This is a genomic window from Pararhizobium capsulatum DSM 1112, assembly GCF_030814475.1.
Lineage (GTDB): Bacteria > Pseudomonadota > Alphaproteobacteria > Rhizobiales > Rhizobiaceae > Pararhizobium > Pararhizobium capsulatum.
The window spans coordinates 4257501-4270161 of record NZ_JAUSVF010000001.1 but is presented as its reverse complement, the minus strand read 5'-3'; the positions used below and the strand labels follow the sequence as shown (position 1 = coordinate 4270161).

13 protein-coding genes and 1 tRNA gene (1 of these 14 running past the window's edge) are annotated in these 12661 nt (G+C 59.0%); 10 read left to right on the top strand and 4 right to left on the bottom strand.

The features are described from left to right. On the top strand, positions 1-222 hold a 222-nt coding region (locus QO002_RS20475), incomplete at its 5' end, for a hypothetical protein (RefSeq protein ID WP_307233033.1). A 130-nt stretch (positions 223-352) separates the two neighbouring features. On the opposite strand, the gene QO002_RS20470 is transcribed toward QO002_RS20475, so the two are convergent. Continuing rightward, positions 353-610, bottom strand: a complete 258-nt coding sequence (locus tag QO002_RS20470) for a YMGG-like glycine zipper-containing protein (RefSeq protein WP_307233031.1) — start codon at positions 608-610, stop codon at positions 353-355. 432 nt (positions 611-1042) lie between these two features. On the opposite strand from QO002_RS20470, the gene hemA reads away from it, so the two are divergent. Further along, on the top strand, positions 1043-2260 hold the full coding sequence (gene hemA / locus QO002_RS20465) for a 5-aminolevulinate synthase (protein ID WP_307233565.1): 1218 nt from the start codon (positions 1043-1045) through the stop codon (positions 2258-2260). 142 nt (positions 2261-2402) lie between these two features. Further along, entirely contained in the window at positions 2403-2852 is a 450-nt protein-coding gene (locus QO002_RS20460; protein WP_307233029.1) for a lipocalin-like domain-containing protein, read from the top strand. Between the two features lie 24 nt (positions 2853-2876). Here QO002_RS20460 and dxr read toward each other — a convergent pair whose 3' ends face one another. Continuing rightward, positions 2877-4070, bottom strand: coding sequence for a 1-deoxy-D-xylulose-5-phosphate reductoisomerase (gene dxr / locus QO002_RS20455; RefSeq protein ID WP_307233027.1), 1194 nt, complete (start codon positions 4068-4070; stop codon positions 2877-2879). Between the two features lie 206 nt (positions 4071-4276). Between dxr and QO002_RS20450 the strand changes: the two genes are divergently transcribed. Then, positions 4277-4987 carry an META domain-containing protein gene (locus QO002_RS20450; RefSeq protein ID WP_307233025.1) on the top strand — a complete coding sequence of 237 codons (711 nt, stop codon included), beginning with the start codon at positions 4277-4279 and terminating at the stop codon, positions 4985-4987. A gap of 464 nt (positions 4988-5451) precedes the next feature. Beyond that, positions 5452-5634, top strand: a complete 183-nt coding sequence (locus QO002_RS20445; RefSeq protein WP_307233022.1) for a hypothetical protein — start codon at positions 5452-5454, stop codon at positions 5632-5634. 141 nt (positions 5635-5775) lie between these two features. Here the strand turns inward: QO002_RS20445 and QO002_RS20440 are convergent, their stop codons facing one another. Next, positions 5776-6132, bottom strand: coding sequence for a VanZ family protein (locus QO002_RS20440; protein ID WP_307233021.1), 357 nt, complete (start codon positions 6130-6132; stop codon positions 5776-5778). A gap of 153 nt (positions 6133-6285) precedes the next feature. Here QO002_RS20440 and QO002_RS20435 point away from each other — a divergent pair, with 153 nt between their 5' ends. After that, positions 6286-6411, top strand: a complete 126-nt coding sequence (locus QO002_RS20435; RefSeq protein WP_307233019.1) for a hypothetical protein — start codon at positions 6286-6288, stop codon at positions 6409-6411. A gap of 288 nt (positions 6412-6699) precedes the next feature. Here QO002_RS20435 and QO002_RS20430 read toward each other — a convergent pair. Beyond that, positions 6700-6776: transfer RNA gene (locus tag QO002_RS20430), tRNA-Arg, on the bottom strand. Between the two features lie 252 nt (positions 6777-7028). Between QO002_RS20430 and QO002_RS20425 the strand changes: the two genes are divergently transcribed. From QO002_RS20425 to metH, 4 genes are all read left to right on the top strand, one after another. After that, on the top strand, positions 7029-7925 hold the full coding sequence (locus QO002_RS20425; RefSeq protein WP_307233564.1) for an ROK family protein: 897 nt from the start codon (positions 7029-7031) through the stop codon (positions 7923-7925). A gap of 166 nt (positions 7926-8091) precedes the next feature. Further along, a complete protein-coding gene (locus QO002_RS20420; protein WP_307233017.1) occupies positions 8092-8583 on the top strand; it encodes a heme-degrading domain-containing protein in 492 nt (163 codons plus the stop codon). 60 nt (positions 8584-8643) lie between these two features. Next, on the top strand, positions 8644-9801 hold the full coding sequence (locus QO002_RS20415) for an AGE family epimerase/isomerase (protein WP_307233015.1): 1158 nt from the start codon (positions 8644-8646) through the stop codon (positions 9799-9801). Positions 9802-9945: 144 nt separating this feature from the next. Continuing rightward, positions 9946-12661: the 5' portion of a methionine synthase gene (gene metH / locus QO002_RS20410; protein WP_307233013.1), read on the top strand. The gene runs 1058 nt beyond the window's last position; the window shows 2716 of its 3774 coding nt (coding positions 1-2716); its start codon is at positions 9946-9948; the stop codon falls past the right edge of the window.

The window sequence follows — 12661 nt, the reverse complement described above, 5'->3', positions numbered from 1 at the left end:
CACAGGCCCGCCGTCATGGCAGGTGCACCATTGCATGACAAGGTTCTCCCTTTGTTAATGGCAGACCCTACACACCTCAGCCGGATTCATGAAGCCGCGAAGGTCATTTTATCAAAAAGCGACACAGGCTGTGACCTCGAAGAAACAGAAACCCCGGCCGGAAGCCTCCCCACCGTCATGCTCGGGCCTGTCCCGAGCATCTTCCAGCCTCTCCGCATGTGAGGACAATCTGGAAGATCCTCGGCACGAGGCCGGGGATGACGTAGAGGGTGGGGCGGTCTATCGGCCAAAAAGCAAAAACCCCGACCGGAGCCGGGGTTTCAGGGGTTCAATCGTTAAGAATGGTGCGAGATCAACGCGGGCAGCTATCGATATAGCGGCGGCCATAGCGGTCGCGGTAATAGCACTGGCCGGGCTGTTCGGTGACATGGCCGATGACGGCGCCGGAAACACCGCCGATAGCGGCACCGACGGCGGCACCGCGGACGTCGCCGGTGATCGCGCCGCCGATGATGGCGCCGGAGACTGCGCCGATGCCGGCGCCCTTTTCGGTCTGCGTGCAGCTTGTGGCAGCCAAGGCAATCAAAACAAGAGCAATGGTTTTCTTCATTTCAGTCTCCAATAAAAGGAGGCGCGACGTTTCGCGTCCATCCTTACCCCCGGGGAGGAAGAAACCCTTGGGTTCCATTCCTGTAAGCTTGCAAGCATGAAGGATAAATCGCTGCTGGAGAAAGTCTACAGACAGACTACAAGTTTCCTTCCGAAACAAGAGAAGGCCATTGATGCTGAACGCAAGCTGAAAGGTCTGTTCCCTGCGTGACAAGCCAAACGCGGCGAAATCCCATTGCTGATTTTTTCGGCGAAACAGATGATTTTTTGCGCGGCTTGATCGAAATCAAGGATTGCTGGATTGAAACCGGCAAAATAGTCTGGAATGGTTCAAAACTACGGGCCTTTTGCCGCAGGCGGCCTGGTAGCGGCCCTTTTGGGTTGACGACAGGGTTGTTTGAATCAAAAAGACGCCCTGGTTCTGGAGACGATGATGGATTTCGAAAATTTCTTCAAAGGCGAGATCGCCGGCCTGCATCAGGAAGGCCGCTACCGCGTTTTCGCCGATCTGGAGCGCCAGCGCGGGCAGTTCCCCAAGGCGATCCGCTACAATGCCCAAGGCGAAAAGCAGGACGTAACCGTCTGGTGTTCCAACGACTATCTCGGCATGGGGCAGCATCCCAAGGTGACCGAGGCGATGAAGCGCGCCATCGACGAATGTGGCGCCGGTGCCGGTGGCACCCGCAATATTTCCGGTACCAATCACTACCACGTTCTTCTGGAGCGCGAGCTTGCCGACCTGCACGGCAAGGAATCGGCGCTTTTGTTTACGTCCGGCTATGTGTCGAACTGGGCAGCACTTGGAACGCTCTGTTCGAAGATTCCCGGTGTGATCGTCTTCTCTGACGCCGGGAATCACGCTTCGATGATCGAGGGGATCCGCCATTCCAAGTGCGAACGTGTGATCTTCAAGCACAATTCTGTCGCCGACCTGGAAGCGAAGCTGGCTGCCGCCGATCCGCGTGCGCCAAAAATCGTTGCTTTTGAGAGCGTCTATTCGATGGACGGCGATATCGCGCCTATCAAGGACATCTGTGATGTCGCCGACAAATACGGCGCGATGACCTATCTCGATGAAGTCCATGCCGTTGGCATGTATGGCCCGCGTGGCGGCGGCATTGCCGAACGCGAAGGCCTGATGCATCGCCTGACGGTAATTGAAGGCACGCTTGGCAAGGCCTTTGGCGTGATGGGCGGCTATATCGCTGCGTCTGCGGCGCTGTGCGATTTCATCCGGTCGTTTGCGTCGGGTTTCATCTTCACGACGGCGCTGCCGCCGGCGCTGGCCGCTGGCGCTGTTGCCTCGATCCGACACCTGAAGGAAAGCCAGGTCGAACGCTTCGCCCATCAGGAGCGTGTTCGCCGCCTGCGCAATCTGCTCGACAAGGCCGGCATTCCGCACATGGCCAATCCGAGCCATATCGTGCCGGTCATGGTCGGCGATGCGGCCAAGTGCAAGTGGATCTCGGATCTGCTGCTCGACAATTGCGGCGTCTACGTCCAGCCGATCAATTATCCGACGGTGCCGAAGAAGACCGAGCGTCTGCGCATCACGCCGACGCCGCTGCACAGTGACGCCGATATCGACCATCTGGTCGGTGCGCTGCACCAGCTCTGGTCCCGTTGCGCCCTGGCACGGGCTGTCGCTTGAGCTTAGCGAAATAGATTGAAGAAAAGCCGTCTGTTTCAGGCGGCCTTTCGCGTTTTTAACGGCGTCGTTTTCTTTCGGACTGTTATATTGCCTGCGAAAACATTGAAGCATTCGCTTTGATGGCAAACGAGCGGGCCACGAGATGCGCGCTGAGGATTTGGTCGGTATCTGGATCATCGAGTCCTTTCACATGGAGGACTGCGCAACAGGCTTGAGGACGCAGCCTTGGGGCGAACGTCCCTCCGGAACGGTGATGTTCGACCCCGAAGGGCGGATGTTTGCCTTGATTACACCTGACGGTCGATCCCATCCCAAGACTGAAGCCGCAGAAGCAGTGGCTTACCGTTCGATGCTGGCTTACTCGGGGCGCTATAGGGTGGAGCCGCCCAACCGGCTTGTTACCGTGGTTGATATCGCCTGGTTCGAACCTTGGGTCGGGAGCGAACAGATCAGGTACTGCGAGCTGTCCGGCGACAGCCTGACGCTGACGAGCGCGCCTCTTAACATGCCTCAACAGAATGCGGCTGTATTCGCTGTGGTGTGCTGGAGGCGAGAAGGGGCGTTGCGGGAACCGAACCGGGACGCTGTCTGAGAGCCGGACTTGGCGCGTGCCTGTTCAGGCCGCCTTTTCCTTTGCTGCGATGACATCGCCCGCTTCGGCGCGTGCCGCCTCGTCGGCTGCAAAAACATCGTCCATGCCGGCTGCTGCGGGAACGGACACGAGCCGGTCCATGACCGCCTCGGCGATGTCGGCCATATCGAGAAAACCGATGCGGCCGGCGATGAAGGCGTGGAAGGCGGTTTCTTCCGCGGCATTCATGATCGCGCCCTGAAGGCCGCCGCGCTGCATGGCGGCGCGGGCAAGGCGCAGCGCCGGGAAACGTTCCTCGTCGGGCGCTTCGAAATCGAGGCGGGCGAGCTTGGCAAAATCGAGCCGGTCGACATTGAGTTTCGGTCGATCGGGATAGGTCAGCGCATAGCCGATGGCGGTGCGCATGTCCGGGCAGCCGAGCTGGGCGATGACCGAGCCGTCCCGGTAACCGACCATCGAATGGATGATCGACTGCGGATGCACGACCACCTCGATCTGATCCGGACGCACGTCGAAGAGGTGCTGCGCCTCGATCATCTCCAGTGCCTTGTTGAACATGGAGGCGCTGCCGATCGAGATCTTGAGACCCATCGACCAGTTGGGATGGGCGCGGGCTATCTCGGCCGTGACACCCGCCATGCGTTCCCGCGTCCAGGTGCGGAACGGGCCACCAGACGCTGTAAGCACGATACGCTCGACGGCGTGGCGCTGATCATCCTCCAGCGACTGGAAGATGGCGCTGTGTTCGCTGTCGACGGGAATCAGCCGGCCACCACCGGCATGGACGGCGGAGACGAACAGATCGCCGGCGGAAACCAGGCACTCCTTGTTGGCAAGGGCGATATCTGCGCCACGACGGGCAGCAGTCAGTGTGGGTGCCAGCCCGGCCGTGCCGACAATGGCCGCCATCACCCAGGCAGCCTCGCGCTCCGCCGCTTCGATCAGGCCGCTGCGGCCGGCTGCGATTTCGATGCCGGTTCCTGCCAGCGCGGATTTCAGATCGTGGTATCGGCCTTCATCGGCGGTGACGGCGAGTTCAGCGCCGCTTACCTTTGCCTGCTCGGCCAGAAGGGCGATGTTGCCACTGCCGGTCAGGGCCGCAACCTCGAAGGCCTCACGCCCGCCAAGCTGGGTGACGACATCGAGCGTGTTGCTTCCGATCGATCCGGTCGAGCCCAGAATGGTGATGCGTCGCTTTTTCCCGGCGCCCGATATCATTGCCAAATCCCGTACTTGTTTTGCAAAGGCTCTACAGTCGAATGTCCCTTGCAACAAGAGGCCGAAAGGACGCCTGTTCCTCGGGGCTGTCAATGACACATAGTTTCATGGAAATGCCTGGCGGTGATCTGTATGAATGTGCGCGTGCATGCTTCGCGGTGACGGGAGCTGCCAAAAATCGATGCCGGATTTGTCGGAGGAAAAAGATGTTGCGATATGCCTTGTTTCTGGGATGTGCCTGCGTGCTCATCGAAGCCGGTACGGTGCAAACCGTGGCCGCCGGCACGGCGCCTCAGGAACTCGTCGGCACGTGGCTTGTGGAGGACATCAAGTCCGGCGGGGTCATCGACAACCTGCAGACAACGCTCGAGATCCATGACGACGGGACCTATTCCGGCATGGCGGGCTGCAATAACTATACTGGCGTATTCACCGTGAAGTCGCTGCAGATCAGTTTCGCTCCGGCTGCCGCAACGCGCAAGCTCTGCCCGCCGGCCGTCATGGATCAGGAAGCCAAATTCTTCCGGGCGCTGTCGGAAGGACTTTCCTATGAGTTCCGGGGGGATGAGCTGCGATTGTATGCCGCCGACTACACCGTGCCGCTTCGCATGATGCGTCACGACAACCTGGCCGATCTCGTCCTGCGCATACCGGCTGCTCCGATCGACCGTTCCGAGGTGCGCTATGACTGCGGCGGTGAACCCGTGATGGCGGAATATATCAATTCGGGCAATATTTCCCTCCTGCAACTGTCGATTGGCGACGCAGTCGTCGTCGCAGCGAATGTCGTTTCCGGTTCGGGCGCGAAATATATGGGGGGATATTACACCTGGTGGACCAAGGGAGAGGCCGCGACCCTTTTCAACGCGGTCAATGGGGTCGACGACAAGGGTATCGACTGCACTCGTGCGCCGTGATCATCGATCCGTGCGTGGGGCGGCGTTTGCCAGTCTACGGGATAAGAAGAAGCAGGATCAGGACGGGCCAGAACACACAAATCAACAGACCGAGCGGACGCGAGCGATCCCATCTGGCGCGCGTGTTTTGACCCTCTGCGAAAGTATAATACACGCAAGCGAATGCAATGACCGCGTAGAGCGTTTCGAATACAGAAAAAGGTGTCATCGGTAGATTTTAAAAAGTAAGTCACGAAGATATTCTGGTCGCGTAATTTACAATGGTGCCACTCCGTCGCAATGATACCTCGGCGTCGCGCGTTTTTTATTTTACAAAATTGATTAACAGCGGTACTTTATTTGCTGCAGTTTTTGATTTTTCAACCCTGGGTATTTTAATCACTCCGTGACACGCCGGCGGCGCAATATATAAGAAGAAGCTCCTGCCGAGGCGCTGAAGGGTTCATCCGTCTGGGAATCGCAGCATGGACTTCGATCACCGTGAGGCAGTGCAGGACCATAAACACGACCGTCTGGACGAACTGGGTTTCGGCCGCGAAGGGCGTCGCCTGGAGGTGACCTGCGCCCAATGCCATAAAACCTTCGAATGCTGGCAAACTGGCGAAGGCGCCGAGCCGTTGTGCAATGAGTGTCTCTTTGATCTCTGAACGAATGTTGTCGGCTTGGTGTCGGCCGAGATCATGCCAGGCAAAGCTGGGCGGCGATCGCAGAGCAATATCCAGAGATCAGGGCCTTCGGTGTCGCAGGCGCATAGTGAGAGCTGCGCTGCCCACTTTTAGCGGCCTGTTTCAGGCGGTGCGTGTCAGCTTCTGGCGGCGAATGATGAGGGCTGCTTTTCCGATGACCATTCCGAAAATTGCGCCGGCCGCCTTCACCGAGGCGTCGGCAAAATGCGGATGTCGGGTCGGCGCCCAATATTGCATGACCTCGATGCCGAACGCGGCAACTATCAGGAAGACACACAGCGACAGCCAGCGGTTCGGATAACCCAACGCAAATGCACAGCCGATGAGCGCGAAAGCCAGCGCCCGGTCGAAGGAAACCGTGATCAGCGTATGCGGACGAAGCCCGATCGGGGAAATTGTCACGAACACGACGGCTGCAATCAGCAGCCAGCTGAATATCTTGAAAAAGGATTTCGTCATTATCCTGTCATAATGGCGAGACGAAATTATTGCAACGCAGCATTGTCGTCGCCAAGCCAAACGTAATGGAGGCCTCGGTCACACCTGATTCACAATCGGGTGTGCAGGTCCCTGCGCCACAGTCGCGCCGGTTTTGCATTGCAACAACGGGGCATGCGTCTTCAGATCTACATTATTGCATTGCTTTGCGGTCTGCTGTTCTGGACCGGTGTCGTCCAGGCCGCAAGGACCGTCTATTGGCAGATGAAGCACCCCTATCACGACGTTTTCCTGCGGTAGTTTGTGCAAGGGGCGTTTATGAAGGGCGTAACAGCGGCGCCTATTAATAGGGAATGCTGACGATACAACTCGCTCCCGAGAGCAAAGCTACCCTGATTCCATCGCTCATTTTGAAATGCTGGGCCATCATGCGGACCACGCTGTAGTTGCTGCTCAGCGATGTAGTCGCGGCCCCCGAAAAACATGCGGAGTTGCCAATCTGTTGGGGGGAGGCGCAACGGGCGGAGCGCGCCGAAAATAGGCGAGTGGGATGCGAGGGGGACGCAAGTCCTTACAGGCTTGAAAAGCTGGTGATCCCAATTGGATTCGAACCAATGGCCTCAGGATTAGGAATCCTGCGCTCTATCCTACTGAGCTATGGGACCAGCCGGGAAAACCCTTACAAAAGCTGGTGGGCGAAGCCAAGTACTTTTGTCGTTACGCACGAATGCATCGTTTGTCTGGTCGCATGAAAGAATGCCGCGGTGAGGGCTGGTGCTCTTGCGTTTTCCAATGTTAATCAGGGATCGCGCAGACAATTGGGGGACCCGTTTCGCGATCCTGTCCGGCTGGGTGGTGACGTGCTGCTCGACCGGTTGACGAAGAAACGGGATGCGGAATTTCAGGAAGTGGGCGGCATGTATCTCGGAATTGATTGGGGTGGGACAAAAATGGAAGTCATCGCGCTCGACCGCGATGGCAAAACTCGGGCCCGCCATCGCATCGCCACGCCCACCAGCGGTTACGATGATTGCATTCGCGCCGTGCTGGAGCTGGTCACGGCTGCGGAGCAGACGGCCGGCGAGACCGGGTCGATCGGCATCGGCATTCCGGGCAGCCCCAACCCGCGCACCGGTATCGTGCGCAATTCCAATGCCGTGCTTCTTAACGGGCGTCCACTTGGCCGCGATCTTGAAGCGGCGCTTGGCCGTCCCGTCCGCCTTGCAAATGACGCCAATTGTCTTGCCGTCTCTGAGGCTGTCGATGGTGCAGGCAGGCACGAAAATATCGTCTTTGGTATTATTGTCGGCACCGGACACGGCGGCGGACTTGCGATCGGCAAGCATGTACATGCCGGTTACCAGGGCGTAGCGGCCGAGGTGGGTCATTATCCGCTGCCATGGATGACCCCGCAGGAATATCCCGGCCACAAATGCTGGTGTGGCAAACACGGTTGCCTCGACATGTATGCCTGCGGTACCGGCGTTGAGCTCGACTACCGCCTGACGACGGGCATCGACCGACGCGGTCGTGATATCATTGCCGACAAACGTGCGGGCGATCCTGTCGCCACGCAGGTATATGGTCGCTTCGTCGATCGTCTCGCGCGCAGCCTGGCGCTGCTGACCAATGTCGTGGACCCGGATGTCTTTGTTCTGGGTGGTGGCATGTCCAATGTGGACGAGATCTACGACGAACTGCCGGGGCTCATCGTGAACTATCTTTTCGGGGACAGTTTCGAAACACCGATTCGCAAGGCGGTGCATGGCGACAGCTCGGGGGTGCGCGGGGCAGCCTGGCTCTGGAAGGATTAAAGCACGTCGCGCAAAAGTGTAGAGCGGTTTTGCGATAACGACATGCGTAGAAACAAAGAGCTAAAGCGCAAGAAGCGAATCTGAAAGATCGCGATTCGCTTTCGTCCGGTCGCACGACCGGTGAAGACAGTTGAGGCCGGTGATCCCGGCCAGGGAAGGGGATAGCATGAGCATCGACGACGACCTCTCTCGGATAGAGCTGCAGGAACGCGAATTGCAGTTCGACCGTTTCGACATGGAAACGGCATGGACACTCGGATCGAAGCTGCGGACCATGGCGAGTGAACGCAAGCTCGGCGTCGTCATTGATATAACTCTTTTCTCTATGCCGCTTTTCTACACGGCGCTGGAAGGGGCAACGCCCGACAATCCGCACTGGGTGCGCCGCAAGCGCAATTGCGTCTTTCGCTTCTTCAAGAGCAGCTACGCTATCGGGCTTTCGCTTGCCAGGCAGGAGAGCACACTGCAGGCGAAATTCGGCCTGCCGGATTCCGAATATGCCTCCCATGGGGGCAGCTTTCCGATCACCATCAAGGGCACGGGTTGCATCGGCGCCATCACTGTATCCGGCCTGCCGCAACGGGACGACCATGCCATGGTGATCGAGGCGCTTGCGTGGATGCTCGACAAGGATCACGACGCCTTGAGGCTTGGCTGAAGCGTGTTAGCTTCTGGCCGAGATGTCTTGGGCGACATGTAAATGTTGAAAGGTGTATCGATGGACGTTTCCACCCTTGCCAGAGAGCTTAAGGACTGGCTCGAGACCAAGGCTTTGCCGATTTGGCGCGGGCAGGGGTTCGATACACGAAGCGGGGGGTTCGTAGAGACGATCGACATGGCGGGCAAGGCGACCCGCGCCCATCGCCGCTCGCGGGTTCAGCCCCGTCAGGTCTATTGTTTTGCGGAAGCCGGTCAACGCGGCTGGCAGGGACACTGGAAGCCCGTTGCAGAAGCCGGTCTAGCTTATTTCGACAAAGTCTATCTACAGCCGAGCGGCTTTTATGGCGCTCTTGCCGACGCTGACGGGATGCTGCTTGATGCCAGCTTCGATCTCTACAATCAGGCCTTTGCACTTCTGTCCTTTGCTTATCTGGCACAGGTCTTCCCGGAGCGGCGCGCCGAGATGATAGAGCGCAGCAATAGCCTGCGCGAAAAGCTCGAAGCCCATTGCAAGCACCCCGTCGCCGGCTTTGACGAAGATAATCCGCCGCGTTTGCCGCTATGCTCCAATCCACACATGCATCTGTTCGAGGCATGCCTGGCAAGCGAGGAGGTCGAGGGCTTCGACCAGGTTGCGTGGGCTAATCTTGCCGACGAAATCGCAACACTCTGCATGGACAACTTCATCGACCGAGAAACCGGCGCGTTGCGCGAATTCTTCGATCACGACTGGCAACCGATGCCGGGAGATAAGGGGCGCATTGTCGAGCCGGGTCATCAGTTCGAATGGGCATGGCTTCTCTTGCGCTGGAGCGAGCGGCGTGGCAATGCCGAAGCGATCGTCAAGGCGCGTCGCCTGTTCGAGATCGGCGAACAATACGGCATCTCCGCGAGCCGCGATGTGGCCATCATGACCCTGCTGGACGATTTTTCCGTTGCCGATCCGATTGCCCGGCTTTGGCCTCAGACGGAGTGGTTGAAAGCTGCTATCCGTTTCGCTGCCCTGACAGATGGTGAAGAACGCGCCCGTTATCTGCGTTCAGCTGCTCGCGCTGGCCATGCCTTGAAGAGGTTTCTCACGGTTCCGGTGGACGGCCTCTGGCGCGACAAGCAACGCGCCGATGGAACCTATGTTGACGAGCCGGCGCCGGCCAGCAGCTTCTATCATATTCTCTGTGCAATCTACGAACTGGACGATTGCCTGAAACGACTGTGATTTGAGCGAGAGGACTTTGCAAGCGGCCTGCTCCTTGACCGAAGAGGGCGTTTTGTATCTCCATGGCAATATCATATATTGACATAAAGATATCTTTATGTGATTTCCATTGAGGAATGTCGTTTTAAGAACGGGAGATTTCCCATGTCCGCCATCAACGCCCTTTTCGGCGATGTCCTGCCGAAACAAGACGGAACCGAAGTCTTCAAGGCGCTGAAGGCGGCGGCTGACGAGCGCATCCTGATCATGGATGGTGCCATGGGCACCGAGATCCAGCAGCTCGGCCTCAAGGAACATCATTTCCGCGGCGAGCGCTTTCAAGCCTGCGAATGCCACCTGCAGGGCAACAACGATCTGTTGACGCTGACACAGCCGGGCGCGATCGAGGAAATCCACTATCAATACGCCCTTGCCGGCGCCGACATTCTGGAGACCAACACGTTCTCCTCAACCACGATCGCCCAGGCCGACTACGGCATGGAGGCGATGGTCTACGAGCTGAACCGGGATGGCGCCCGCCTTGCGCGGCGCGCCGGATTGCGGGCGGAGCAGGTGGACGGCAAGCGCCGCTTCGTCGCCGGCGCGCTCGGGCCGACCAACCGCACGGCCTCGATCTCGCCCGATGTCAACAATCCCGGCTACCGCGCCGTTTCCTTCGATGACCTGCGCATCGCCTATGCCGAGCAGCTGCGCGGCCTGATCGATGGCGGTGCCGATATCATCCTGATCGAAACGATCTTCGATACGCTGAACGCCAAGGCGGCGATCTTTGCGACCGAGGAAGTGTTCATCGAGAAGGGCATCCGGTTGCCGGTGATGATTTCCGGCACGATCACCGACCTTTCCGGTCGCACGCTGTCGGGCCAGACGCCGACGGCCTTCTGGCACTCCGTCCGTCACGCCGATCCCTTCACCATCGGTCTCAACTGCGCGCTCGGCGCCAACGCCATGCGCGCCCATCTTGCCGAGATTTCCGGCGTTGCTGACACCTTTGTCTGCGCCTATCCGAATGCCGGCCTGCCCAACGAATTCGGCCGGTATGACGAAAGCCCGGAGGAAATGGCCGCCCAGATCGAGGGTTTTGCCCGCGAAGGCCTCGTCAACATCGTCGGCGGCTGCTGCGGCTCGACGCCGGCGCATATCCGGGCGATTGCTGAGGCCGTCGCCAAACATCCGCCGCGGGAAATCCCGGATGTGCCACCGCTGATGAAGCTGTCGGGGCTGGAGCCGTTCACGCTCACCAAGGATATTCCCTTCGTCAATGTCGGCGAGCGCACCAATGTCACCGGTTCGGCCAAGTTCCGAAAGCTGATCACGGCTGGGGACTACGCGGCGGCGCTCGATGTCGCTCGTGATCAAGTGGCCAACGGCGCCCAGATCATCGACATCAACATGGACGAGGGCCTGATCGATTCGAAGCAGGCGATGATCGAGTTCCTGAATCTCGTGGCCGCCGAGCCGGATATCGCCCGCGTGCCCGTGATGATCGACTCGTCAAAATGGGAGGTGATCGAGGCCGGCCTGAAATGCGTGCAGGGCAAGCCGCTGGTCAATTCGATCTCGATGAAGGAGGGCGAAGAGGCCTTCCTGCATCATGCCCGGCTCTGCCGTGCCTATGGCGCTGCCGTCGTGGTAATGGCCTTCGACGAGGTGGGACAGGCTGATACGCAAGCGCGCAAGGTCGACATCTGCACCCGCGCCTACAAGCTGCTCACCGAAAAAGCCGGCTTCTCGCCGGAGGACATTGTCTTCGACCCCAACATCTTTGCGGTTGCGACCGGTATCGAGGAGCACAACAATTACGGCGTCGACTTCATCGAAGCGACGCGAAGGATTATCGAGACGTTGCCTTATGTGCACATCTCCGGCGGCGTCTCCAATCTTTCCTTCTCGTTCCGCGGCAACGAGCCCGTGCGCGAGGCGATGCATGCTGTCTTCCTCTACCACGCCATCCAGGCTGGCATGGACATGGGCATCGTCAATGCCGGCCAGCTCGCCGTCTATGACACGATCGAACCCGAACTGCGCGAGGCCTGCGAGGACGTGGTTCTCAATCGGCGCGCCGATTCGACCGAGCGTCTGCTGACGCTTGCCGAGCGCTTCAAGGGCGCGGCCGGCAAAGAAGCCAAGGAACGCGACCTGAAATGGCGCGAGTGGTCGGTCGAAAAGCGGCTGGAACATGCGCTGGTCAATGGCATCACCGAATTCATCGACGCCGATACGGAAGAAGCGCGTCAAAGTGCCGAGCGACCGCTGCATGTCATCGAAGGTCCGCTGATGGCCGGCATGAACGTGGTCGGCGATCTTTTCGGCGCCGGCAAGATGTTCCTGCCGCAGGTGGTGAAATCGGCCCGGGTGATGAAGCAGGCGGTGGCCGTGCTGCTCCCTTACATGGAGGAGGAAAAGCGGGCCAATGGCGGCGGCGAGGAGCGCCAGAGCGCCGGCAAAGTGCTGATGGCGACCGTCAAGGGTGATGTGCACGATATCGGCAAGAACATCGTCGGCGTCGTGCTCGCCTGCAACAATTACGAGATCATCGATCTCGGCGTCATGGTGCCTGCAACCAAGATTCTCCAGGTGGCCAGGGAGCGGGGCGTCGATATCATTGGCCTCTCGGGGCTGATCACGCCGTCATTAGACGAAATGGTCCATCTGGCTTCAGAAATGGAGCGCGAGGGATTCGATATCCCGCTGCTGATCGGCGGCGCAACGACCAGCCGCGTCCACACCGCCGTGAAGATCAATCCACGTTACGAGCGTGGACAGACGGTTTATGTCACCGATGCAAGCCGCGCGGTCGGTGTAGTCTCAAGCCTGCTGTCGCCCGAAGCAAAGGGTGATTACGTCGAAACGATCAGGG